The sequence below is a fragment of the Micromonospora sp. HUAS YX12 genome (genome assembly GCF_040215685.1).
Classification (GTDB): domain Bacteria; phylum Actinomycetota; class Actinomycetes; order Mycobacteriales; family Micromonosporaceae; genus Micromonospora; species Micromonospora tulbaghiae.
Window position 1 is genome coordinate 531570 of sequence record NZ_CP157974.1, and the last position, 21983, is coordinate 553552.

22 protein-coding genes and 1 tRNA gene are annotated in these 21983 nt (G+C 73.6%); 9 read left to right on the top strand and 14 right to left on the bottom strand.

The genetic code is table 11. From position 1 onward, the window contains the following. Positions 1 to 57: 57 nt before the first annotated feature. From ABIH81_RS02640 to ABIH81_RS02650, 3 genes are read left to right on the top strand one after another with little or no spacing between them, the layout of a single operon-like run. Positions 58 to 558, top strand: a complete 501-nt coding sequence (locus ABIH81_RS02640) for a YbaK/EbsC family protein (RefSeq protein WP_349878853.1) — start codon at positions 58 to 60, stop codon at positions 556 to 558. A 10-nt stretch (positions 559 to 568) separates the two neighbouring features. Further along, positions 569 to 853 (top strand): DUF427 domain-containing protein, encoded by a 285-nt coding sequence (locus ABIH81_RS02645; RefSeq protein ID WP_120573956.1) that lies wholly within the window; start codon positions 569 to 571, stop codon positions 851 to 853. A gap of 58 nt (positions 854 to 911) precedes the next feature. Then, entirely contained in the window at positions 912 to 1634 is a 723-nt protein-coding gene (locus ABIH81_RS02650) for an RICIN domain-containing protein (protein WP_349878854.1), read from the top strand. A gap of 27 nt (positions 1635 to 1661) precedes the next feature. Here the strand turns inward: ABIH81_RS02650 and ABIH81_RS02655 are convergent, their stop codons facing one another. Continuing rightward, positions 1662 to 2960, bottom strand: a complete 1299-nt coding sequence (locus ABIH81_RS02655; protein WP_349878855.1) for an MFS transporter — start codon at positions 2958 to 2960, stop codon at positions 1662 to 1664. A 70-nt stretch (positions 2961 to 3030) separates the two neighbouring features. Here ABIH81_RS02655 and ABIH81_RS02660 point away from each other — a divergent pair, with 70 nt between their 5' ends. Next, positions 3031 to 4116: a helix-turn-helix domain-containing protein gene (locus tag ABIH81_RS02660; protein ID WP_349878856.1), complete on the top strand. Its 1086-nt coding sequence runs from the start codon at positions 3031 to 3033 to the stop codon at positions 4114 to 4116. A 19-nt stretch (positions 4117 to 4135) separates the two neighbouring features. Here the strand turns inward: ABIH81_RS02660 and ABIH81_RS02665 are convergent, their stop codons facing one another. The 5 genes from ABIH81_RS02665 to ABIH81_RS02685 all read right to left on the bottom strand — a co-directional run bounded on the left by ABIH81_RS02665 (position 4136) and on the right by ABIH81_RS02685 (position 10697). Beyond that, positions 4136 to 4612, bottom strand: coding sequence for a hypothetical protein (locus tag ABIH81_RS02665; RefSeq protein ID WP_349881277.1), 477 nt, complete (start codon positions 4610 to 4612; stop codon positions 4136 to 4138). A gap of 120 nt (positions 4613 to 4732) precedes the next feature. Then, on the bottom strand, positions 4733 to 5308 hold the full coding sequence (locus tag ABIH81_RS02670; protein WP_349878857.1) for a hypothetical protein: 576 nt from the start codon (positions 5306 to 5308) through the stop codon (positions 4733 to 4735). Positions 5309 to 6209: 901 nt separating this feature from the next. Continuing rightward, on the bottom strand, positions 6210 to 8165 hold the full coding sequence (locus tag ABIH81_RS02675) for a VWA domain-containing protein (protein ID WP_349878858.1): 1956 nt from the start codon (positions 8163 to 8165) through the stop codon (positions 6210 to 6212). Positions 8166 to 8167: 2 nt separating this feature from the next. Beyond that, a complete protein-coding gene (locus ABIH81_RS02680; protein ID WP_349878859.1) occupies positions 8168 to 9658 on the bottom strand; it encodes a magnesium chelatase in 1491 nt (496 codons plus the stop codon). A 70-nt stretch (positions 9659 to 9728) separates the two neighbouring features. Then, entirely contained in the window at positions 9729 to 10697 is a 969-nt protein-coding gene (locus tag ABIH81_RS02685) for an aldo/keto reductase (RefSeq protein WP_349878860.1), read from the bottom strand. A 57-nt stretch (positions 10698 to 10754) separates the two neighbouring features. Between ABIH81_RS02685 and mgrA the strand changes: the two genes are divergently transcribed. After that, on the top strand, positions 10755 to 11744 hold the full coding sequence (gene mgrA, locus ABIH81_RS02690) for an L-glyceraldehyde 3-phosphate reductase (protein ID WP_349878861.1): 990 nt from the start codon (positions 10755 to 10757) through the stop codon (positions 11742 to 11744). A gap of 1 nt (position 11745) precedes the next feature. Here mgrA and ABIH81_RS02695 read toward each other — a convergent pair whose 3' ends face one another. Next, a complete protein-coding gene (locus ABIH81_RS02695; RefSeq protein ID WP_349878862.1) occupies positions 11746 to 12642 on the bottom strand; it encodes a lytic polysaccharide monooxygenase in 897 nt (298 codons plus the stop codon). Between the two features lie 155 nt (positions 12643 to 12797). Here ABIH81_RS02695 and ABIH81_RS02700 point away from each other — a divergent pair, with 155 nt between their 5' ends. Further along, positions 12798 to 15188, top strand: coding sequence for a DUF4153 domain-containing protein (locus tag ABIH81_RS02700; RefSeq protein WP_349878863.1), 2391 nt, complete (start codon positions 12798 to 12800; stop codon positions 15186 to 15188). Positions 15189 to 15231: 43 nt separating this feature from the next. On the opposite strand, the gene ABIH81_RS02705 is transcribed toward ABIH81_RS02700, so the two are convergent. Both ABIH81_RS02705 and ABIH81_RS02710 read right to left on the bottom strand, forming a co-directional pair. Then, complete coding sequence (locus tag ABIH81_RS02705) at positions 15232 to 15573, bottom strand: VOC family protein (RefSeq protein WP_349878864.1); 342 nt, start codon at positions 15571 to 15573, stop codon at positions 15232 to 15234. After that, complete coding sequence (locus ABIH81_RS02710; RefSeq protein ID WP_349878865.1) at positions 15570 to 16514, bottom strand: AraC family transcriptional regulator; 945 nt, start codon at positions 16512 to 16514, stop codon at positions 15570 to 15572. Before ABIH81_RS02710 ends, ABIH81_RS02705 begins: the two co-directional genes overlap by 4 nt. Before the next feature lie 71 nt (positions 16515 to 16585). Here ABIH81_RS02710 and ABIH81_RS02715 point away from each other — a divergent pair, with 71 nt between their 5' ends. After that, entirely contained in the window at positions 16586 to 17065 is a 480-nt protein-coding gene (locus ABIH81_RS02715) for an anthrone oxygenase family protein (RefSeq protein ID WP_349878866.1), read from the top strand. Positions 17066 to 17116: 51 nt separating this feature from the next. On the opposite strand, the gene ABIH81_RS02720 is transcribed toward ABIH81_RS02715, so the two are convergent. The 5 genes from ABIH81_RS02720 to ABIH81_RS02740 all read right to left on the bottom strand — a co-directional run bounded on the left by ABIH81_RS02720 (position 17117) and on the right by ABIH81_RS02740 (position 19329). Next, positions 17117 to 17596 carry a GNAT family N-acetyltransferase gene (locus ABIH81_RS02720; protein WP_349878867.1) on the bottom strand — a complete coding sequence of 160 codons (480 nt, stop codon included), beginning with the start codon at positions 17594 to 17596 and terminating at the stop codon, positions 17117 to 17119. Positions 17597 to 17687: 91 nt separating this feature from the next. After that, complete coding sequence (locus tag ABIH81_RS02725; RefSeq protein ID WP_349878868.1) at positions 17688 to 17867, bottom strand: hypothetical protein; 180 nt, start codon at positions 17865 to 17867, stop codon at positions 17688 to 17690. A 68-nt stretch (positions 17868 to 17935) separates the two neighbouring features. After that, entirely contained in the window at positions 17936 to 18391 is a 456-nt protein-coding gene (locus ABIH81_RS02730; RefSeq protein WP_349878869.1) for a DUF3592 domain-containing protein, read from the bottom strand. 185 nt (positions 18392 to 18576) lie between these two features. Next, positions 18577 to 18649: transfer RNA gene (locus ABIH81_RS02735), tRNA-Ala, on the bottom strand. An 89-nt stretch (positions 18650 to 18738) separates the two neighbouring features. Then, positions 18739 to 19329 carry a YqgE/AlgH family protein gene (locus ABIH81_RS02740; protein ID WP_349881278.1) on the bottom strand — a complete coding sequence of 197 codons (591 nt, stop codon included), beginning with the start codon at positions 19327 to 19329 and terminating at the stop codon, positions 18739 to 18741. Between the two features lie 149 nt (positions 19330 to 19478). On the opposite strand from ABIH81_RS02740, the gene ABIH81_RS02745 reads away from it, so the two are divergent. Together ABIH81_RS02745 and mdlC are read left to right on the top strand one after the other, a co-directional pair. Next, positions 19479 to 20279 (top strand): S-methyl-5'-thioadenosine phosphorylase, encoded by an 801-nt coding sequence (locus ABIH81_RS02745; protein ID WP_349878870.1) that lies wholly within the window; start codon positions 19479 to 19481, stop codon positions 20277 to 20279. 109 nt (positions 20280 to 20388) lie between these two features. Then, the gene (mdlC, locus tag ABIH81_RS02750; RefSeq protein WP_349878871.1) at positions 20389 to 21981 is read left to right on the top strand and encodes a benzoylformate decarboxylase; all 1593 of its coding nucleotides are present in this window, start codon (positions 20389 to 20391) and stop codon (positions 21979 to 21981) included. Positions 21982 to 21983 lie beyond the last annotated feature (2 nt).

Consider the following 21983-nt stretch of genomic DNA (forward strand, 5'->3'; position numbering starts at 1 on the left):
ATGTCCACGGTGGCCTTTCGGCGACTCGCCGACGACGCGCGCGTTACCGTGACCGCCATGCCGAATCCCGCGCTCACCGCACTCGACGACGCCGGCCTGCCGTACCGGGTGATCCGCCACGGCCCGGTCGCGAGCCTCGCCGAGGCGGCCGCCGCGCGCGGCGTCGAGGTGCCGGACGTGGTCAAGACGATCGTGGTCCGCCGGGGCGAGGGCGACCTGCTGTTCGTGCTGACGCCCGGCGGCCGGGTGATCTCCTGGCCGAAGCTGCGCGCCCTGCTCGGGGTGAGCCGGCTGTCGATGCCCGACGCCGAGGCGGCGAAGGCCGCCACCGGGTACGCGCGCGGCACCATCACGCCGTTCGGCTCCACCACCGCCTGGCCGGTGGTCGCCGACGAGCGGCTGCGCGGCCGGGAGATCACGCTCGGTGCGGGCGAGCACGGCCTGGCCGTCGCGGTCGACGCGGACACCGTGCTGGCCGCGCTCGGCGCGACGGTCGCCGACGTGACCGACGAGGAGCCGACACGCGCAGCGGTGGCCGGTACGCGACCACCGGCATAGCGTGGAGGACATGCCGAAAGCCGTCTGGAACGACCTCGTCGTCGCCGAGAGCGACGACACCGTGGTGGTCGAGGGCAACCACTACTTCCCCCGTACCGCGCTGCGCGACGACCTGATCCGGGAGTCCGACACCCACACGGTCTGCCCGTGGAAGGGCACGGCCTCCTACTACACGCTCGAACACGGCGGCGCCACCAGCCCGGACGCCGTCTGGTACTACCCCGACCCCAAGCCGGAGGCGGAGATGGTCCGCGACCGGGTGGCGTTCTGGAAGGACGTCCGGGTCGTCGACTGAGTCACCGTGCCGCCGGGGCGACTGGCACCCGGCGGCCCCGGTGGGTCAGGATGCCCACATGGCCGACCCGCACTCCGACCCGTCCGGCACCGTCTACGGCGCCCGTGGCACGCGCCGCGCCCGTGGCGTCCGGCTGCCCCAGGATCCGCTGATGCGGGTCGCGCTGGGCGTCGGCGTGGCGGGCGTACTCCTCGGGGCCTTCTTCGCCACCGGCGTGCTCGGCGGCGGTGACGACCGGCCGGTGGTGCCGGCGGCGGCAGCGCCCAGGGCGGAGCCGAGCGAGCCGAGCGCGGAACCGACAGCGGAGCCCACACCGTCGGCGTCGCCCAAGCCGAGCGCGGCGCCGAGCACACCCGCCGCGCCGGTGGCCACGCCGAAGGTGATCCGGGGCGTGCCGTCCGGGCGCTGCCTCGGCGTCACGGGCGACGAGGCCGAGGGCGCGCAGGCCGCGCTCGCCGACTGCACCGGCGGCCCGGAGCAGCAGTGGGTGGTCACGCCGGTCGCCGACAACACCTATCTGCTCGTCAACGCGGCGAGCGGCAAGTGCCTGGACGTCAACGAGGCGAAGACCGACGACGGCGCGGACGTGCAGCAGTGGTCCTGCAACGGGCAGGCCAACCAGCAGTGGCGGTTCCAGTCGGCCGGGAACGGCGCGGCGCTGCTGGTCGCCGTGCACAGCGGCAAGTGCGCGCAGGTCGACGACGCGGGCACCGAGGCCGGGCGCGAGCTGGAACAGGCGCCGTGCACTGGCGCCGCCGAGCAGCAGTGGGCGGCCGGCTGACCGGTCCGCCCCGGTAGCCCTGACCGCTCAGCCCCGGTAGCTCCAGGCCCGCCGGCCCGCCGCCACGGGCAACGCGAACGCGGGCTCGTCGGCGGCACGGCGCCGCATCAGCAGCGACAGCCCGGCCGCGCCGATCGACAGCGCGCCGGCCACGTACCAGGCCAGCGCGTAGTCACCGAGCCGGTCCCGGACCAGACCGGCGCCGGTGGCCGCCAGCGCGGCGCCGAACTGGTGCGCGGCGAACACCCAGCCGAACACCACGGCACCGGACGCGCCGAACCACTCCCGGCACAGCGCCACGGTCGGCGGGACCGTCGCCACCCAGTCCAGCCCGTAGAAGACGATGAAGACGAGCATGCTCGGCTCGGCCGTACCGGCGAACAGGCTCGGCAGCACCAGCAGCGACGCCCCGCGCAACGCGTAGTAGGCGCCGAGCAGCAGCCGGGCGTCGACCCGGTCGGTGAGCCAGCCGGAGGCGATCGAGCCGGCGATGTCGAAGAGCCCGACCACGGCGAGCAGCCCGGCCGCAGTGGTCTCCGGCATGCCGTGGTCGTGCGCGGCGGGCACGAAGTGCGTACCCACCAGGCCGTTCGTGGTCGCGCCGCAGATCGCGAACCCGCCGGCGAGCAGCCAGAACGGCCGCGTCCGCGCGGCGGCGGCGAGCGCGCCGACCGCCCGCGCCGCCGCGCCGCCCTCCGGCCGGGCCGGCGGCACGACCTCGGTCGCGCCGTAAGCGGGCCGCCCCAGGTCCGCCGGGTGCTCCCGCAACAACCACACCACAAGGGGTACGACCGCCAGCGCGGCCCCGGCGACGACGAGTGCCGCCGTGCGCCAGCCGTGGTCGCGCACCAGCACCGCGAGCAGCGGAAGGAAGACGAGCTGCCCGGCCGCGCCGCCCGCGGTGAGGACGCCGGTCACCAGGCCGCGGCGCTTGACGAACCAGCGCCCGGTCACAGTCGCCACGAACGCCAGCGCCATCGAGCCGGTGCCCAGCCCGACGAGGACGCCCCAGCACAGGATGAGCTGCCAGCTCTCCGTCATCCCCACGGTCAGGCCGCTGCCGGCGGCCACCAGCACCAGCGCGCCGGCCACCACGCGGCGGATGCCGAACCGGTCCATCAGCGCGGCGGCGAACGGCGCGGTGAGGCCGTACAGCAGCAGGTTGACCGAGACGGCGGCGGAGATGGTCGCCAGCGGCCAGCCGAACTCGGCGTGCAGCGGGTGCAGCAGCACGCCGGGCGTGGCCCGGAAACCGGCCGCGCCGACGAGCGCGACGAAGGCGACGGCGGCGACGAGCCAGGCCGGGTGCAGGCGGGATCGGGTCACCAACCGAGTCTCGGGCCGGGCGGTTCCTCCGACGAGTGGCCGGAAAGCCATCGTGCGCAATAATCGGGCCATGTCCGTACCGCACCGGGTCGCCGTCCTCGCCCTCGACGGCGTGGTCGCGCTCGACCTCGGCACCCCGGCTCAGGTTCTCGGTGCCGCCCGCGCCGACGACCGCACCCCGCTGTACGCGGTGGCGGCCTGCACTCCCGGTGGCCTGCCGATACGCAGCAGCGCCGGCTTCCAGATCCTCCCCGACCACGGCTTGGAGCTGCTGGACAGCGCCGACACGGTGATCGTTCCCGGCATCCACTCCGGCTCGCCGCTTTCCGACGGCACGGTTGCCGCCGAGGTGGCCGACGCTTTGCGGGCGGCGTACGACAGGGGCGCGCGCATCATGTCCATCTGCACCGGCGCGTTCGTGCTCGCCGCCGCCGGCCTGCTCGACGGCCGCCGGGCCACCACCCACTGGGCGTACGCGTCGCGCTTCCGCCGCCTGCACCCCGGCGTACGGCTCGACCCCGACGTGCTCTTCGTCGACGACGGTCGCGTGCTCACCTCGGCCGGGGTGGCCGCCGGCATCGACCTGTGCCTGCACGTGATCCGTACCGACCACGGCAGCGCGGTGGCCAACCGGGCGGCCCGGCGCTGTGTGGTGCCGCCGTGGCGCGACGGCGGGCAGGCCCAGTACATCGAACGGCCGGTGCCCCGCGGCGCTGAGAACGGCACCGCGGCCACCCGCGAGTGGGCGCGGCGGCGGCTGCACGAGCCGGTGGCGCTACGCGAGATGGCGGCGCACGCGCGGATGAGTGTCCGTACGTTCACCCGGCACTTCCGCTCCGAGACCGGGCTCAGCCCGGCGCAGTGGCTGCTCCAGCAGCGCACCGAGCACGCCCGGGTGCTGCTGGAGACGACGGATCTGAGCGTCGACCGGATCGCCCGGGACGCGGGTTTCGGCACCACTGCCGCGCTGCGCCAGCACTTCCACACCCGGGTGGGCGTAGCTCCTACCGCCTACCGCCGCACGTTCCGCCGGTCTCCTGCCCCGCGCTCCGCCGCCCCGCGCTCCGCTTCCGCGCGCTCCGCTTCCGTCGATCTTGGAGGTGTGGCTCCCGGAAGGCCGGACGTGTCGGAGTTGTCCACTGCCACAACTGCGTGATCGACGATCCGACGGTCTGTCACGCGAGGTGGGGCTGGCGGCGCATGGCGCGGAGCTGCGCGAGGTGCAGCGGCAGGTGCACGCGGATGTGCAGGTCCAGGGCTCGGCCCCAGGGCAGCGAGTCGTCCACGTCCAGGTCGAAGCCCTCGCGTAGCACCGTGTCCACAGGTGTCTCCGCCGCCGGGCCGAGCCGCTCGGCCAACGCGCACAGCTTCTGGCTGGTGGCTCGGAACAACGCGGCCAGACCGTCCAGCCCGCCGCACTCGGAGACCAGCGCATCGAGTTGCGGGCGGTGAATGGTGTCCAGGTCGTAGTACGCGAACGGCGAGCCGGCCAGCACCGCCTCGGTCGCCTCGCTCATCAGCTCGTCGTTGGCGGCGAGGTGCGCGACGATCTGCTCGGCGCTCAACTGTCCTTCCGGCGGCGGCCCGAACCCGCCCGCGTCGATCTCCGCGAACAACTCCTCGTACGCCTGCCGCAGTGCAGGTGCGTCCACCTCGTCCATGCCCGCATCCAACCCTCGGCGCGGCTGGGGCCACCCCTGCTACCGCGCCCGGTTCACCCGGACGCGTGAAGGCCGGCACCCTCTACGGGGTGCCGGCCTTCACTGCGGGTGTTACTTGTTCCAGTGTTCGGCTACCAGGTCGGCGGCCTGCTGTTCCCACTGGGCGTAGTGGTCCGGGTAGGCGGACACCTGGACGGTCTGGGCGGCCTTGGTCAGCGGCATGTCCTGCCAGCCGTCAACCTGCTTCAGACCCTTCAGGAACGCCATGGTGGAGTACTCGGGGTCGGTGATCTGCTCCACCGTGCCCCACCCGCTGGACGGGCGCTGCTGGAACAGGCCCTGCGAGTCGTGGTCGTTACGGTCACCGAGGTGGCCGAGGTTCTCCAGCTTCGACTCCTGCAACGCGGTGGCGATCGCCACGACCGCGGCACGCTCGTCCATGCCGGCCTTCTTCGTCGCGGCGATGATCGCCTTCACATTCGCGATCTGCTCGTCGTTCAGATCGATACGCGACTGCGCGCCCTGCACGCCGTGCGGGATCAGCTTGTCACCCTGCACGCTCACACTCACCGGCTTAGCCGCGTGGGTGGTCTCCGCGGCGTGGGCGGCGACCGGACCGGCGAACACACCACCGGTGAAAGCCAGACCAGCGATACCCAGGATGCTCTTACGCAGAATCGTGTTCATCAGAAATGCTCCATTCGGGGGTCGACGCACCCGGGGGACGGGATGCGCGGGCACCGTCAGGCGCTCAAAGTCTTGGGGGGTCCGGCTGCTCGCGGGGCACCCGGGGGGTGCCGCTTCGCGGCGCCGGAAGCATGTCCAACGACCCGCCACCCGCCACCATTCCCGAGGCGGTGCACGCCACCAGAGAGCGGCGCGCGGGGTTTCACGTCGCCGGAACCATGTTCAACGACCGGCGGCCCGGGCTGATTCCCACAGGCAGCGCGACCCCCGTTCCAGGGGCTCGGCTGATGCTCGGTCGTTCACCCGGTTACAACGCCACCCACCCCCCAGCCATTCCGCCGCCAGGGTGCCGCCCACCACCCCCGAACCCGACACCCCGACCCCACGCACCCAGACCCCCCCAACCCGGCCCAGCCAGGGCCAACACGCTCTACACCCCGCTGATCAAGGAGTTTGCGTTCAACGTCCGGCGCGGGCGAGGACACAAACTCCTTGATCACTGCCGACGAAGCCCTCCCCCGGCACCCACCCAGAGCGTCGATCATGAGGTTAGCGGCGACAAAACAGACACCACACGCCGTCAACCTCATGATCGACCCGACCCGGGGAGGTCTTGGTGAGTTCTCGTCAGCCCTCGAACAAGAGCTGCCCCGGATCTCCCTAGGTGCCCCGCGATCTTGCACTTCGGTACCCCGCAAACCTCGCGAATGGGACACCCGGAGGGCTCGACCTGCAAGATCGGGCGGGGTGGCCCCGCCCCCGCCCTCGCCCCGCCCCCGCGCCTCGGCCGGCCTTGCGGCAGGGCCCCGTTGATCTTGGAGTGGTGGCACCTCGCGAACGCCGCGAACCGGGCATCCTGGGCGCCACAACTCCACGATCGGCAAGGAGGACGGGAGCGACCTCAGCGGCGGCCGTGGCGGGAGCGTAAGTAGTCGGAGACCACGTACTCGCCCAGGTCGTCCAGGTCCGGGGTGAACATGCGGCCACCCGAGCGTCGCGCCACCGCGTCCACGAACCGGCGCAGCCCCGGGTCGTCGCCGAGCATGAACAGGTTGAGCGTGGCACCGTACCGGGTCAGGCGGTCCACCTCCCGGATTGTCGCCGAGATGGTCTCCGGCAGCGGCGGCCAGTGGAAGTACGCCTCACCGTCCTCCGGGTCCAGGTGCGCGGTCGGCTCGCCGTCGGTGACCACCAGCACCACCGGCTCGGCACCCGGGTGGCGGCGCAGGTGGCGGCCGGCGATCCGCAGCGCGTGCTGGAGGTTGGTGCCCTGCTGCATGTCCGGCTCCACCGCCGCCAGCTCCTGCTGGGTCAGCGGCATCGCCTCCCGGCCGAAGCCGACGATCTGCAACGCGTCCTGCGGGAACCGGGTCGCCATCAGGTGCGACAGGGCCAGCGCGGTCTGCTTCATCGGGCCCCAGCGCCCCTGCGAGATCATCGAGTACGACAGGTCGACGCAGAGCACCACAGCCGCCGACGCCCGCCGTTCGGTCTCCATCACTTCGAAGTCCTCGACCGCGAGCGGCACCGGCACTCCGGGACCGGCCCGGCGGACCGCCCGGGTGAGCGTGCGCACCACGTCCAGCGGCTGCTCGTCTCCGTACTCCCAGGGGCGGGACGCCCCGCTCACCTCGCCGGCCGCGCCGGCCGAGCGGAGGTCGTGCTGGCCGCGCGGGCCGGCCGTCAGGTCGGCGAAGACGCGGCGCAGCGCGGTCCCGGCGAGCCGGCGCAGCGCCTTCGGGCTGAGCGTCAGCCCCTCCGCGTCCCGGCTGACCCAGCCCTGGCGGCGCAGTTCGCGTTCCAGTTCCTGCAACCGGCGTACGTCGTCGGCGGCGTCCCGGCCCAGCGTCCGGGCGACCGCCTCCACGTCGACGTCGTCGAGCGTGGCGCCGGGCTGGTCCTGGTCGAGGGAGTCCAGCAGCTCGTCGAGTTCGGCGATCTCGTCGAGCGCGCCGGTGGCCTCGCCGTAGCCGAGCGGCTGGTCACCGCGGACCCGCTCGCCGCGCTGCCAGTTCAGGTCCGGCCGCAGCGACCGCAGGTGGGAGTCGAGCTGGGACAGCTCACCGGCCAGCCGGTCGCCGAGCGACTGGCGCATCAGCCCGGCCAGTTCCTCGCGCTGCCGGTCCGACATCGACCGCATGAGACGCTCACCGGCGGCCGCCCGCCGGGCCAGCACGTCGATCAGCTCGTCGACGTCCTTGGGCCGTTCCGGGAAGAACTCCCCGTGCCGGCGCATGAACTCGGCGAACGCGTCGGTGGTGTCCTCGGAGCGGGCGTGCCGGGCGAGCAGATCGTTGAGGTCGCGCATCATCTCGGCGAGCTGCCGCTGGACGGCCGGGTCGGCGGTGGCCCGGGCCGCGTCGCGCAGCCCGGCGAAGCGCTGCTCCAGCACGTCGCCGCGCAGCCCGTCGAGGATCCGCTGGTACGTCTGCCGCGCCTCGGCGCTGGCCCAGTCGTACCCGGAAAGCTCCGACACCGCACGCGCGGTGGAGCGGGGCAGGTTGTCGAGCACGGCCTCGGCGAACCGGGCGTCGTCGCCGTCGCGGCCTCGCAGCTCGTCGCGTTCGGCGGCGAGCGCCTGGTCGAGCAGTGCCCGGGCCCGGGTGACCGCGCCGTCCAGGTCGCCCCGGCGCAGCGCCTCCCGGCGCAGGCGACGCGCGCGGGCGGCCAGGTCGTCCAGCCCGCCCCGCCCCTGCGGTCCACGTCGCAGCAGCTCACGCAGTGACTCGCGCAGGCTGCCGCCGGCCAGCACGTCCGCGCCGACCGCGTCCACCGCGGCGCGCACGTCGTACGGCGGGGCGAGCGGGTCGGGTCCGCCGCGCCACTGCCCGTACCGGAAGCGGTTGCCGCCGGCCATTGTCAGTCCCGGTCCCCGTAGACGGTGCGCCCGGAGTCGGTGACGTCCTTGCCGAGCCGGCGGGTCAGGTGCAGCCCTTCCAGCACGAACTCGATGCCGGCGGCCGCCTCCTCCGGGCTGGGCGCGTCGCCGAGCCCGAGCCTCTCGAGCACCTTGGCCAGCCCCGGTACGGTGCCGACCTGACGCAGCAGCTCGGACGAGGAGACCAGTTCCCCGGTCTCGACGGCGCCGCCCTCGGCGACGAGCGCGGTGAAGCCGGACAGGTCGAGCCCGGCGAGCCGGGCGCGGAACGTCTCGGCGGTGGCGGTACGCAGCAGGTGCGCGAGCACCTCGATCTCGCGTCCCTCCTCGCCGCTCTCGAACTCGACCTTGCCGCGCAGCGTGGAGGTCACCGACACGGTGTCCCCGATCCGGGCCACCGGCGCCTCCGGACGGGACGCCGACCCGGCACCGCCGCCGGAACCCGCGGCACCCGCAGAGGCACCCGCCAGCAGGCCCGAACGGCGCAACGCGGCGGCGGCGACCGTCTCCGCGGCGGCGATGGCGAACCGGGCGGACACACCGGAGCGCGGGTCCACCGACGGCGACTCCCGCACGTCGCGGGCGAACCGGGCGAGCACCTCCAGCACGTGCTCCGGCACGACGGCGACCAGGTCGGCCTCCTGCCGGATCAGCGCCAGCTCAAGGTCGAGGTCGAGCGGGTAGTGGGTACGGATCTCCGCGCCGAACCGGTCCTTCAGCGGCGTGATGATCCGGCCCCGGTTGGTGTAGTCCTCCGGGTTGGCGCTCGCCACCAGCAGCAGGTCCAGCGGCAGCCGCAGCTGGTAGCCGCGGACCTGGATGTCGCGTTCCTCGAGCACGTTGAGCAACGCCACCTGGATGCGTTCGGCCAGGTCGGGCAGCTCGTTGACGGCGAAGACGCCCCGGTTGGTACGCGGTACGAGCCCGAAGTGGATGGTCTCCGGGTCGCCGAGCGTGCGCCCCTGGGCGAGGCGGACCGGGTCGACGTCGCCGATCAGGTCGCCGACGCTGGTGTCCGGCGTGGCGAGCTTCTCGCCGTACCGCATCGAGCGGTGCAGCCAGCCGATCGGCAGGTCGTCGCCGGCCGAGTCTGCCAGCGCGCGGGAGGCCGGGGTGAGCGGGTGCATCGGGTGCTCGTTGAGCACCGAGCCGGGGATCACCGGGGTCCACTCGTCCAGCAGCGCGCCGAGCGAGCGGATCAGCCGGGTCTTGCCCTGCCCGCGCTCGCCGAGCAGCACCATGTCGTGCCCGGCGAGCAGCGCGCGCTCGACCTCGGGCAGCACCGTGTCCTCGTAGCCCACGATGCCGGGGAAGCGGTCCTCGCCGGAGCCCATCCGGGCGAGGAGGTTGTCTCGGAGTTCCTGTTTGACCGTGCGGTAACGGTGGCCGGTCGCGCGCAGCTCGCCGAGCGTGCTCGGCAGGTCGGCGGGCGGGACCGGGGAAACCTGGTTGGGAGCGGTCACCCGACCCACGCTAGCGCGGTCCGGTGACCGGCGGCGCCGGTCGTCACTCTGCCGGCCGCTGACGCCACCGGAGCGCCGCTCACTTCCCGAGCCGGGCGCGGACCATCCGGGGTACGGCGGCCAGCCCGGTGACCGGGCGGAACGCGTGCGCGGCGGCCACCAGTGCGGCGTACTCGTCGTCGGCCAGGTCGATCTCGGCGGCTGCGGCGTTGCGTTCCATCTGCTCGACCCCGGAGGCGCCCGGGATGGCCACCACGTTCGGGTGCCGCAGCACGTACGCGAGCGCGATCTGGCTCGGCGTGGCGTCGTGCGCGTCGGCGACCTCGCGCAGCGTGGCGATGAGCTGGGTGCCGCGTTCCAGGTTCTCCGGCAGGAAGTACGGGTTGGCCCGGCGTACCGCCCCGGCGGGCGGGTTCGTGGCGTCGTATCGGCCGGAGAGGAAACCCTGTGCCAGCGGCGAGTACGCGATGACGATGCGGCCGGCCTGCTCCGCGTACGGGATGAGGTCTTCCTCGGGGCCGCGGTCGATCATGCTGTAGCGGACCTGGTTGCTCAGCACCCGTCGGCCCAGCGCGACCTCGGCGAACCGCCACCGGCGCAGGCCGTAGTTGCTGACGCCGACCTCGCCGACCAGCCCGACGTCCTGCAACGAGCGCATGCCGCGCATGGTGGTGGTGTCGGCGACCACCGGGTTGGCCTGGTGCACCTGGTAGAGGTCGATGCCGTCGACGCCGAGCCGGGCGGCGGAGGCGACCGCGCGCTGCTGCACCACCGGCGCGACCGGCAGCAGCGGGAAGATCTTGCTGGCGACCACGACCTTGGCGCGGTCGTCGCCCAGCGCCGCGCCGAGGATGCGCTCGCTGCGGCCGAAGCCGTACAGCTCGGCGGTGTCGAACAGGGTGACGCCCAGGTCGAGCGCCCGCCGGACGATCTCGGCGGCCCGGCGCTCGTACTCGGGGCCGTAGCCCCACTCCCGCGAGCCGAACTGCCAGGTGCCGAGGCCGATCTTGGAGATGGGCTTGGGGGTGTCGAGCCGCACGTAACGCATGAGGCCGAACGTACCCGCGCCGCTGCGTGCGCACTCCGGTGCGGACAGAATGGCCTGGTGACATACCTCGCCAGCGACGACCGTTACCACGAGATGATCTACCGGCGCAGTGGCCGGAGCGGGCTGAAGCTGCCTGTCATCTCCCTCGGCCTGTGGCACAACTTCGGACCGGACCGCCCGTTCGAGCGGCAGCGCGACATCGTCCGCCGCGCCTTCGACCTCGGCATCACCCACTTCGACCTGGCCAACAACTACGGCCCGCCGCCCGGTTCGGCGGAGGAGAACTTCGGCCGGCTGCTCGCCGGCGACCTGAAGCCGTACCGGGACGAGCTGGTGATCTCCAGCAAGGCCGGGTACCTGATGTGGCCCGGCCCGTACGGCGAGTGGGGCTCGCGCAAGTACCTGATCTCGTCGCTGGACCAGTCGCTGCGCCGCCTCGGGCTGGACTACGTCGACATCTTCTACTCGCACCGGTTCGACCCGGAGACCCCGCTGGAGGAGACGATGGGCGCGCTCGACGCGATCGTCCGCTCCGGCAAGGCGCTCTACGTGGGCGTCTCCAACTACGACTCGGAGCAGACCGAGCGGGCCGCCGAGATCCTCCGCGACCTGGGTACGCCGCTAGTGATCAACCAGCCGTCGTACTCGATGGTGAACCGCTGGACGGAGCGCGACGGGCTGCTGGACACGCTGGAGCGCGTCGGCGCCGGCTGCATCGCGTACAGCCCGCTCGCCCAGGGCCTGCTCACCGACCGTTACCTCAAGGGCATCCCGGCCGACTCCCGGGTGCGCACGAGCGTCTTCCTCAACGAGAGCGACCTCGACGACCAGACGATGACGACGGTCCGGGGGCTCGCCGCGGTGGCCGAGCGGCGCGGGCAGACGCTGGCTCAGCTCGCCCTGGCCTGGGCGCTGCGCGACCCGCGCATGACCAGCCTCATCATCGGCGCGAGCAGCGTGGCGCAACTGGAGGGCAACGTGGCCGCGCTGGACAACCTCGACCTCGCCGGGGAGGACCTGGCCGAGATCGAGGATCTGCTCGGCTGACTCACCAGACGCGGCGCCGCCCGGCGCGGTGGTTGCGGACACCGCACGGCCGCCCGGGCGGCGGCCCGCCGGCCCGCCGCAGTCCGACCACCGCCGCCGCGAGCAGCGCGGTGACGAGCGCCGCCGCGCCGACGACGAGCGGCCGGGAGAAGGGTCCGCCGTCGGTCACCGTCGCGACCGGCACCGCCGGCTCCTCGTCGGTCGCCGCCCCGGCGAGGGTACGCGGAGGCGACGCGCTCGCCTTCGGCGCTGCCGGCGGCGGATCCGGCTCACCGCGCGCCGCCCGGAAGATCACGTCCGAGCAGGAGTAGTACGTGTCCTGGGTGTCCGAGTTCTGCCAGATGACGTAGACGATGTGCCGGCCGGTACGCCCGGCGGGCAGCTTCCCCCGCATCTCGTACGCGCCCGCGCGGATCGGCGGGTCGGTGACCTCCAGGAACGGCTTCTCCTCCAGATCCGCCCAGGTCAGCACGCGCTTCGGCGAGTACGAGCCGGTGGTGACGTAGTACCGGAACGTGCCCCGGTGCGGGATGGTGGTGCGGTAGCGGAACGTGTGCCGGGCACCGGCTGTGAGCGTGGTGGCGGGCCAGTCGGCGCGCGGCAGGTCCAGTCCCCGGTACGCGGACAGCCCGCCGCTGCACAGCTCCCCGTCCGGGATGCGTTCCCGGTCCCGCCCGTCGATCCGGGCCACCCGGATGTTGTCCCACTCGCGTACCGCCGCTCCGGCGGCGATCGCGGCCCGGCAGGCGGGTGTCTGCGCCCGGCCACCCTCGGGTCCGCACGCGGCGGCCCGGCTCAGCGGGCTGGTCGGCGCACCGTGCGCCGCGGCGGGCGCGGCGCCCAGCGGCACCGTCGCGGCGACGGCAGCGAGCGCGGCGAGCGCGCGACGTGCGGCCATGTGATCGACCTCCCGCGCAGTGGTACGGCCGCGAGCCGCCAAAGGTTCGATCCGCGCCGATCGGCCGAGCCGACATGACCGAACGGACAACCGGGGCGGCGACGGACGCCGGAGGGGCCCTACAGTGACCAAACCCTGTGATCGAGGAGCGTGCCTTGTCCGAGCCGGCCCCGTCCCCCGAGCCGTCCCGCGCCGCCCCGGCGGCCGGGCCCGCACCGGGCGACGTCCCCGCCCCCGCGCAGCCGTACCTGCTGGTGCTGCCCACCATGGAGGGCGCTCCCACGCCGGTGCCCTGGCCGGGCGCCGAGGGGCAGCCCGGCTGGGCGATTCCGGTCACCGTGCCGCCCGGCACCCAGGGGTACGCGCTGTTCCTCCCACTGGTCCCCGCGCCCGGCCAGCCGGCGGCGACGGTGCCCGCCCAGGCGACGGCGCCCGCCGCCGAGCGCTCCCCGGTGGAGAGCGCCGCGGGCGGCCCGACCGCCGCGGCCGGGTCCACGCCGGCCGAGGGTGGGAAGCCCGTCTCCGACCGCCCGGCGGGCGGAGAGCCTGTCGCCGCCCCGCCGGACGCCGTTCCGGCGGCTCGCCGAGAGCAGGCGGGCGGAACGTCCTCGGCCACCGGCGACGCCGCAGCCTCCACCCCGGATGCCGCCCCGGCGGACGCGGCCACGGCCGAGGCGGTCGGCTCGGAGCCGACCGCCCCGGGAGGGGCCACGGCCGACTCCGGTGGAGCCGGGACCGGCGCGCGCACCGGCGACGGCGCTCCGCAGACGGCCGCTTCCGCGGCTTCCGGCCCGTCGCCGGCTTCGCAGACGCCTGTCACCTCCCCGGGCACGCCACCGACCTCCGGCCCGCAGACGCCTGTCACCTCCCCGGGCACGCCACCGGCCTCCGGGCCGTGGGCTGCGCCGGGTACTCAGCGCGCTCCCGGCACGCCGCCTCCGCACGGCGGTGGCCCGGTGGCCGCGCCGCCGTACCCCGGCATGGGTTGGGGTGGCCACCCGCAGGCGCCGGGCTGGACACCGCGACCTCCGGTGCCGCGGACCTCGTTCCTCGGCGCGCGGTGGCCCGGCCCGAAGGCGGCGACCGGGCGGGCGGCGCCGCTCGCGGTGCTGGCCGCCGCGGTCGGCAGCGCGGCCTTCGTGCCGCTCGGTCGCGTCGGCGTGGGCTGGTTCCTGGGGTGGCTCACGCTCACGCTCGCGGTGGTGCTGGCGGTCCGGTCCAGGACCGCGGATCTGCCGCCCGCCGACAAGCTCATCCGGGCCGGGTGGGCGGTGGCCGCCCTGGCCCTGATCGCCGTTCCGGCGTTCCGCAACGCCTGGTGGCTGGTGACGTTCTGCGTGCTCGGCGCGCTCGGCTGCGCCACCCTCGCGATCATCGGCGGGCGGCTGGTGCGCTCGATCCTGTTCGGCCTGGTGGCCACGCCGTTCGCGGCGTTGCGGGGCCTGCCCTGGGTGCGCCGGCACATCACCGCCTCACCGCAGGAGGCGACGGTGCGCAAGGTGACCGTCTCGGTCGTCGCCACGGTCGTGGTGCTCGTCGTCTTCGGCAGCCTGCTCGCGTCGGCCGACGCGGCGTTCTCCGAGGCGCTCGGCTCGCTCGTCCCCGAGATCAACATCGGTACGGTGTTCGGCTGGCTGTTCCTGGCCGTGGTGGGCGGTCTGATCGCCGTCGCCGCGCTCTACACGCTGGCCGCGCCGCCGGACCTGTCCACGGTGGATCGGGCCGGTGAGCGTCGTCTCGGCCTGCTGGAGTGGGCCCCGGCCATCGGCGCGCTCACGCTGCTGTTCGCCGGGTTCGTGGTGGTGCAGTTCACCACGCTGTTCGGCGGCCAGCGGCACGTGCAGCGGGTCGCCGGGCTCAGCTACGCCGAGTACGCGCGCAGCGGCTTCTGGCAGCTCCTCTTCGTCACGCTGCTGACGGTGGCGGTGCTCGCCGGGGTGAGCCGCTGGGCACGCCGGGAGCAGCCGGTCGAGCGCATCCTGCTCCGTGTGCTGCTCGGGCTGATCAGCGCACTGAGCGTGGTGATCGTGGCGTCGGCGCTGTCCCGGATGTGGACGTACCAGAAGGTCTACAGCTTCACCGGCGAGCGGATCTTCGTGATGGCGTTCGAGATGCTGCTCGGCACGGTCTTCCTGATGATCATCGCGGCCGGCGTCAAGTGGAAGGGCCGGTGGATTCCCGGCACCACGGTCGCGCTGGCGGTGGCGATGCTGCTCGGCCTGGCCGTGCTCAACCCGGAGGACTACGTCGCCCGCCGCAACACGCTGCGGTACGAGCAGACCGGCAAGATCGACGCCTGGTATCTGCGGGCGCTGTCCGCCGACGCCACCCCGGCGCTCGCCAAGCTCCCCGACCCGGTGCGCCGGTGCACGCTGAGCTGGATCGCCGACGACCTCGCCGAACCCGACCCCTGGTACGCCTGGAACCTGGGCCGCCAGCGCGCCCGTAAGGCCTTGGAGGAGGTCGGCCCGAAGGCGGTCGGCGGCCCGAAGGACTGCCGCCGGGCGGACCAGTTCGACCTGCCGAAGACCCGGCGCCCCCGCTGACGTCGCAGGCCGGGCCGCGAATCCACGCGGCCCGGCCGGACCGTCAGGCCGGGCCGCCGCCGAAGCCGATCTCGTTGCCGTCCGGGTCGTGGAAGATCACCTTACGGACGCCGTTGTCGTAGGTCTCCCGCCCGGCCGGTGTCAGACCACGGGCGGCGATCGCGGCGACGCGGGAGTCGAGGTCGTCGACGAAGACCGTGTGCATGGCGTGACCGGCGTGCTCGGGCCGCACGTCGACGTAGAGGTAACGGTGCTCGGCCAGCTCCCACACCGCCTCGCTGTCGTCGGGCCGGAACTGCGGCGGGCCGCCGAACAGCCGCTCGTACCAGGCCGTCGCCACCGCGAGATCGCGCACCGGGACGCCGGCGAACAGATCGACAGTCACCCGGCCAATCTAGCCGGGTCGGCGGGCCGGCGCGGGCTCACGCCGTACCGGCGTTTGAACGCCGTACTCAGGGCGAACGAGCTGCCGTAGCCGACCCGCCGGGCCACCGCGCCGACGGTGGCGCCGGGCTCGCGGAGCAGGTCGGCCGCGAGCGCCAGCCGCCAGCCCGTCAGGTACGACATGGGCGGCTCGCCGACCAGCGCGGTGAAGCGCCGGGCCAGCGCCGCCCGGGACATCCCCACCTCGGCGGCGAGCGACGCCACGGTCCACGGCCGGGCCGGATCGTGGTGCAGCATGCGCAGTGCGCGGCCGACCACCGGATCGGCGTACGCCAGGTACCAGGCGGGTGCGGCGGCGCCCGGCCGGGCGAACCACTCGCGCAGCGCGGCGATGAGCAGCAGGTCGAGCAGGCGGTCGAGCACCGCCTCCTGGCCGGGGTCGTCCTTGACGATCTCGGCGGCCAGCAGCGGCACCAGCGGCGTGTCCCACGACTCGCGCCGCACCACCGCGAGCGGCGGCAGTGCGTCCAGCAGCCGCCGCCCGACAGTGCCCCGCACCGGGTACGTGCCGGTGAGCAGCACGGTCCGGCCGCCCGGTCCGTTGCCCCAGGTGCGTACGCCCCACCGCGTCATCGCGAACAGCTCGCGCCCGTCCGGTGTGGTGCAGGTCTGGCCCGGGTGCACCACCACCTGCGGTGCCGTGGTCGGGTCGTCCGCGACCGTGTACGGGGCCGGGCCGCGCACGATCACCACGTCACCGTCGGTCAGCCGCGCGGCCTCGCCCTCCTCGGGCACGATCCAGGCGTCCCCGCGCACCACGGCGACCAGCGTGAGCGGCGCCTCGTCCCGGATCAGCATCGACCAGGGCGGGGTGAGGATCGAGCGCAGCAGGAAGGCGCCCCGCGCCCGGGGACTGTCGAGCAGACCGGAAACGGCGTCCACGGAGACGATTGAACACAGGATCGCGCGTCCTGACCATGTGCCGTCTCACCACGCGGCGGTTCGATGAGGACATGCGACTCGTTCAACAACTGACGCTGCTCGGCGCCACCGTCGGGGCCGGGCTCATGGCGGGCCTGTTCGCCGCGTTCGCGTACGCCGTGATGCCGGCGCTGCGCGGCGCGGACGACCGCACGTTCGTGGACGCGATGCAGCGGATCAACGTCACCATCGTCAACGGCTGGTTCCTGCTGGCCTTCCTTGGTACGCCGGTGCTGGCGGCGCTCGCGGCGGTGCTGGCGTGGCGCGGGACGGCCCTGCCGTGGATCGTCGCCGGGCTCGCCCTGTACCTGGTGATGTTCGCCGTCACCGTGGCGGTGAACGTGCCGCTCAACGACGCGCTCGCCGCGGCCGGCACGGCCGATCTCGCTGCGGCACGGGAGCGCTTCGAGTCCGCCTGGGTCACCTGGAACGTGGTCCGGACGCTGGCGAGCACTGCCGGGTTCGGCGCGCTGTGCTGGGCGCTGGTGCTTGCGGGCCGGGCGACCGGTTGAGTTGTTCCGCCCTGCGACCGCGGCTCGGCCGACGGGTCGGGCTTGACGCCCCTATGACCGGTCTTCGATCAGCGGCAGGTAGCTCTCCGGCAGCCAGCGGACGACCACCTTCGGGAAGAGCGTGCCGCCGATCCGCCGGTAGAAGCGTTGCGCCGCCTCGTTCTCCGGCTTCACCTCCCACCGGATGACGAGCCGGTCGGCGGCGGCCCGCTCGGCCAAGGCGGTCATCAACCGCAGGCCCACGCCACCGTTCCGAGCCTCGGCACGGACGAACAGGTCGTCGAGCGCGAGGATGTCCTCACCGCTCCACATGTGCAGCCGCCGCTGCGCGGAGACGTAGCCGAGCGTCTCACCGTCCCGCTCGGCGAGCAGGACCGTCACATCGGCGCGGCCGAGCACCTCACGCCACCGGTCGGGGGTCGCGCCGACGTGCTCGCTCTCCCCCTCGTGGGCCGCGATCTCCCGGACCAGGGCGTCCACCGCGGTCGCGTCGTCCGGACCGGCCTGTCGGATGCGGATGGCGTCGTTCACGGTGCTCTCCCTCACGGTCGGATCTCGGCGGACGCTCAGGATCATCCCCGGAAGGCGTCACCCCATGAACCGATTTTCGGGCCGTCCTCGATCAGGGCGTCGGCCGGTACGGCGCATCCACGGAATACGCGCTCCCGTTCGATCCGTGCTGTTCCCGCTGGTCGTCCAGCTCGGCGGCACTCTCGCCGGGTAGGGAGCGCGTGCCGTCCGATCGGCCGGCGAAGCGGGCAAGGGCGACTGTGTTGCGCCGCCGCCGAACCTGCATCTGCACGCATTCACTATGCCTGCATCGAGGAGGCCGGAGGAGAACACACCCTCCTGAAGATCTCGCCAGCCTGCCTAATCGCGCCGAGGGCCCGTTCTGATCAGCGCGAGCGAGATCACGATCACGACGATGCCGACGCCAGCCAGGACGGTCGGCGCCTGCAGGAGCAGATCCTCCGTCGCGTACCCGTCGGGCGTGGCAGCCCGGGTCGGATCCGCCCTGTCGACGCGTACGTCGAGTAACTCCCCGACGCGGAACTCGCTCTCGTCGAGTTCGCTGGAGAACCGCTCCCGGTACCGCACACCGTCGAACGTGTAGTCCACGGTCAACCTCGTGGCGGCGAACGACCGGCTGATCCTGAACCGTTCGACGTGGACCACCTCGCCTGTCGTCTCGGCGCCGACGCGAACCCGCTCGTCGATCGCCTCGTCCAGCCGAACGGTGAGCAGCATCCCTCCGCCGACCAGAAGGGTGCCCAGCACGACCGCGAGGACCAGCTTCAACTCTCGCCGGCCGAACGGGCTCTCCACCGGCCCTCCTCGTGCTCGGTTCGCATCGGTCAGTCGCCCGGCGGGCTCTCTCGCGAGCAGGACGGGGTCCGGACCTGATTGCCGATCTTGTCGCCCGGGTTGGCGGGTAGGGCGCAGCTGTGACCAAATGGCAAAAAGCGGCATCTCTCGACGAGAAATGCCGCTTGACCTGCACAAAAACAAGGTGGAGCCGAGGGGACTCGAACCCCTGACCCCCACACTGCCAGTGTGGTGCGCTACCAGCTGCGCCACGGCCCCTTGCGGTCGTCCCCGGTCGCCCGGGCACGGAGAGAACTATACACACGCCGCCCGGCATGGTCATCTCGCGGGGGTCCCCCGCACCCGGCTCAGTTCAGTGCCACGTCCGGCGGGAAGTGAGCCACCGCGGCCATCATGCCGCCCTGCCGGCGCAGCACCATCGGCCAGAAATCATCCGGCCGGTCGACGAAGGCGTCACCGGGCAGCGCGTCGAACACGAACCAGGAGCCCTCCTCGATCTCGCGCTCCACCTGCCCGGCGCCCCAGCCGGAGTAGCCGGCGAAGACGCGGATCCCGCCGACTGCCTCGCGCAGCTTCGCGGGGTCGACCGAGAGGTCGATGGTGCCGACCGCCCCGGCGACGCGGTGGAAGCCCTTGACCGGCCGGACCGGGTGCCGCATCCGGGCCAGGCAGATGGCCGAGTCGGGCTGCACCGGGCCGCCCTCGAACAGCACGGCCGGATCGCGGGCCAGGTCGCTCCAGTCGCCGAGCACGTCGGCCACGGAGACCTCGGTGGCCCGGTTCAGCACCACCCCGAGGGCGCCGCCGGGTTCGTGGGCGACGAGCAGCACGACCGTGCGGTCGAAGTTCGGATCCTTGAGCCCCGGTGTCGCGACCAGCAGTCGTCCGGTCATCGACTCCATGGCTCGGCCACCGATCGCCTGCCCCTCACCCTGCATGTCCGACACCCGTCAGCCGTGCGCCCGTACGGGCCCGAGGCCGTCGACCGTCCACCCTGTCAACGCCATGTCACGCACCATAGCCTGCGCCCGGCCCGCTGGTTAAGGTCTGACGGGCGGGTGATCACGACGGATCGAGGGAGGGCCGGATGGCGGTGCAGGCCGAACTGGCGGTGATCGGCGGGTCGGGGCTCTACGCCCTGCTCGACGGGGTGGAGCACGTGGTGGACACCCCGTACGGCGAGCCGTCGGGCCCGATCACCGTCGCGGAGGTGGGCGGTCGCCGGGTGGCGTTCCTGCCCCGGCACGGGCGCGATCACCGGTACCCGCCGCACCTGATCCCCTACCGGGCGAACCTGTGGGCGCTGCGGTCGCTGGGCGTACGCCAGGTGCTGGCGCCCTGCGCGGTGGGCGGCCTGCGGCCGGAGCTGGGGCCGGGGACGTTCGTGGTGCCGGATCAGTTGATCGACCGCACCAGCGGGCGGGCGCAGACCTACTACGACCGGGGCGCGGTGCACGTGTCGTTCGCCGACCCGTACTGCCCTGCCGGGCGGCGCACGCTGCTGGACACGGCGGCCGGGCGCGGCGTGCCGGCGGTGGACGGCGGGACCGTCGTCGTGGTCGAGGGTCCGCGCTTCTCGACCCGGGCGGAGTCGCGCTGGTTCGCCTCGATCGGCGGCACGATCGTCAACATGACCGGCCACCCGGAGGCGGTGCTGGCCCGCGAGCTGGCGCTCTGCTACACGTCCATCGCGCTGGTCACGGACCTGGACGCGGGCGTCGAGGCGGGCGAGTCGGTCACCCACGAGGAGGTGTTCCGGGTCTTCGCGGAGAACACCGACCGGCTGCGCGGGCTGCTGCTGGACGCCGTCGCGGCGCTGCCTGCCGAGCGGGAGTGCGGGTGCGGGAGCGCGCTGGACGGGATCAAGCTGCCGTTCCCGCTGCCCTGAGCGCGGGAAGCGCCCGAAAATTCACCTTCGGCCCGATAGATTCGGCTGGTCGGGAGACTGGGCACCGGGCCAGCTCCGGCATCCGCGTACGGAACGGAGGCAGCCGGCGATGGCGACGGTGCGGGAGGCGACCTACGAGCTGCTGCGCGCGCTCGGCCTGACCACCGTCTTCGGCAACCCCGGCTCGACCGAGGAGCCGTTCCTCAAGGAGTTCCCGGCCGACTTCCACTACGTGCACGCGCTCCAGGAGGCGTCGGCGGTCGCCATGGCGGACGGCTACGCCCAGGGCACCGGCCGGCCCGCGCACGTCAACCTGCACACCGCGCCGGGCACCGGCAACGGCATGGGCAACCTGGTCACCGCCTGGCACAACCGGACCCCGCTCATCGTCAGCGCCGGTCAGCAGACCCGCGAGATGCTGCTGATCGAGCCGCGCCTGGCCAGCCCCCGGGCGGTCGAGCTGGCCCAGCCGTACGTCAAGTGGGCCCACGAGCCGGCCCGCGCGCAGGACATCCCGGCGGCCTTCATGCGGGCGTACGCCTCGGCGGTGCAGCCACCGGCCGGCCCGGTCTTCCTCTCCCTGCCGATGGACGACTGGGACCGCCCGGCCGACCCGCCGCCGCAGGTGCGTACCGTCGCCACCCGGATCGCGCCGGACCCGGACCGGCTGGGGAGTTTCGCCGAGGCGCTGGCCGCCGCCCGCGCCCCGGCGCTGGTGCTCGGCGCGGCGGTGGACCGGTCGGACGCCTGGCCGGACGCGGTCGCGCTGGCCGAGCGCCTGGCCGCCCCGGTCTGGGCCGCCCCGGCGCCGGAGCGGGCCGTGTTCCCGGAGCGGCACCCGCACTTCCGGGGTGTGCTGCCGTACGCGATCGGGCCGCTGTCGGAGGCGCTGCGCGGGCACGACGTGGTGCTGGTGGTGGGCGCGCCGGTGTTCCGCTACTACCCGCACGTGCCGGGCGACTACCTGCCCGGCGACACGCGGCTGCTGCACGTCACCGACGACCCGGACGAGGCGGCGCGTGCTCCGGTCGGGGAGAGCCTGCTCGGCGACGCCGGGCTGACCATGGCCGCGCTGCGGGAGCTGCTGCCGGCGACCGACCGGCCGGCGCCGTCACCGCGCCCGCAGCCGGCCCCGCCCGAGCCGGCCGACCCGCCGAGCGCCGACGCGCTGTTCGCCGCGCTGGCCGACGCGTGGCCGGCGGACGGGGTGCTGGTGCAGGAGTCGCCGTCCAACCTGGCCGCGCTGCGCCGCCGGCTGCCGATCGAGCGGCCGCGCTCGTACCTGACGATGGCCAGCGGCGGTCTCGGCTTCGGGCTGCCGGCGGCGGTCGGCATGGCGCTCGCCGAACGCGACACCGGGCGTGGCCGCCCGGTGGTCGCGGTGGTCGGCGACGGCTCGTTCCACTACTCGGTCCAGGCGTTGTGGACGGCGGCGCGGCTGCGGCTGCCGCTCGCCGTCGTGGTCCCGGTGAATCAGCAGTACGCGATCCTCAAGGCGTTCGCCGAGCTGAAACACACCCCGGGCGTGCCGGCGCTGGACCTGCCCGGGTTGGACGTGACAGCGGTGGCGCACGGCTACGGCTGCGCCGGTGAGGTGATCACGCTGGACGGGCTCGGTGCGGCGCTGGCGGCCGCGCTCGCCGCGGACCGGCCGACCGTGCTGCCGGTGGCGATCAGCACCGAGGTGCCACGGATCCTGTGAGC

Coding starts and splice junctions, on each gene's coding strand:
- ABIH81_RS02745 (WP_349878870.1), top strand. CDS start 19,479: ATGGCGGTGCAGGCCGAACTGGCGGTGATCGGCGGGTCGGGGCTCTAC.
- ABIH81_RS02670 (WP_349878857.1), bottom strand. CDS start 5,308: ATGAACACGATTCTGCGTAAGAGCATCCTGGGTATCGCTGGTCTGGCT.
- ABIH81_RS02715 (WP_349878866.1), top strand. CDS start 16,586: ATGCGACTCGTTCAACAACTGACGCTGCTCGGCGCCACCGTCGGGGCC.
- ABIH81_RS02685 (WP_349878860.1), bottom strand. CDS start 10,697: ATGCGTTACGTGCGGCTCGACACCCCCAAGCCCATCTCCAAGATCGGC.
- ABIH81_RS02660 (WP_349878856.1), top strand. CDS start 3,031: ATGTCCGTACCGCACCGGGTCGCCGTCCTCGCCCTCGACGGCGTGGTC.
- ABIH81_RS02640 (WP_349878853.1), top strand. CDS start 58: ATGCCGAATCCCGCGCTCACCGCACTCGACGACGCCGGCCTGCCGTAC.
- ABIH81_RS02740 (WP_349881278.1), bottom strand. CDS start 19,329: ATGCAGGGTGAGGGGCAGGCGATCGGTGGCCGAGCCATGGAGTCGATG.
- mdlC (WP_349878871.1), top strand. CDS start 20,389: ATGGCGACGGTGCGGGAGGCGACCTACGAGCTGCTGCGCGCGCTCGGC.
- ABIH81_RS02695 (WP_349878862.1), bottom strand. CDS start 12,642: ATGGCCGCACGTCGCGCGCTCGCCGCGCTCGCTGCCGTCGCCGCGACG.
- ABIH81_RS02645 (WP_120573956.1), top strand. CDS start 569: ATGCCGAAAGCCGTCTGGAACGACCTCGTCGTCGCCGAGAGCGACGAC.
- ABIH81_RS02650 (WP_349878854.1), top strand. CDS start 912: ATGGCCGACCCGCACTCCGACCCGTCCGGCACCGTCTACGGCGCCCGT.
- ABIH81_RS02675 (WP_349878858.1), bottom strand. CDS start 8,165: ATGGCCGGCGGCAACCGCTTCCGGTACGGGCAGTGGCGCGGCGGACCC.